This is a genomic window from Streptomyces africanus (genome assembly GCF_002150735.1).
GTDB lineage: Bacteria > Actinomycetota > Actinomycetes > Streptomycetales > Streptomycetaceae > Streptomyces > Streptomyces africanus.
Genome location: NZ_MUKA01000571.1, coordinates 1 through 643 on the forward strand (window position 1 = coordinate 1; position 643 = coordinate 643).

The window sequence follows — 643 nt, forward strand, 5'->3', positions numbered from 1 at the left end:
GGGGCGGGGCGGCGGCGCCGTGGTTGCCGCACGGGTTCTGAGGGCGGGCTTCAAGGACCTGGTTCTTCAGGGGCGTTGGCAGATCGGGCACCAGAAGAGGTTGCGGGCGGCGAGATCGGCGGTGCGGATCTCGCCGCCGCAGATGTGGCAGGGCTGGTGGGCCCTGCGGTACACGTACACCTCGCCGCCGTGGTCGTCCACCCGGGGTGGGCGGCCCATCGCCTCCGGGGTGTGTTCCGGGCGGACCGTGTCGATGCGGTTGGTGCGGACGCCGTCGTGCATGAGCTCGACCAGGTCGGTCCAGATCGCGTGCCACTCGGGCGGGGTGATGTCCTTGCCGGGGCGGTACGGGTCGATGCGGTGCCGGAAGAGGACCTCCGCGCGGTAGACGTTTCCCACGCCGGCGACGACCTTCTGGTCCATGAGGAGGGCGGCGATGGTCGTACGGCTGCGGGAGATACGGCGGTACGCGGTGTCCGGGTCGGCGTCGTCGCGGAGGGGGTCGGGGCCGAGGCGGTCGTGTATCGCCTGCTTCTCCGGGGGTGTGATGAGGGCGCAGGTGGTGGGGCCGCGGAGGTCGACGCAGGTGGTGTCGTCGGCGAGGCGGAGGCGGATCGTGTCGGTGGGTGGGGGTGCGGGGATG

General features: G+C 72.0%; 1 protein-coding gene. It reads right to left on the reverse strand.

The annotated features are described in order from the left end of the window. Positions 1–66 precede the first annotated feature (66 nt). A partial coding sequence (locus CCL05_RS42190; RefSeq protein ID WP_086565812.1) for an Fpg/Nei family DNA glycosylase occupies positions 67–643 on the reverse strand: 577 nt, incomplete at its 5' end.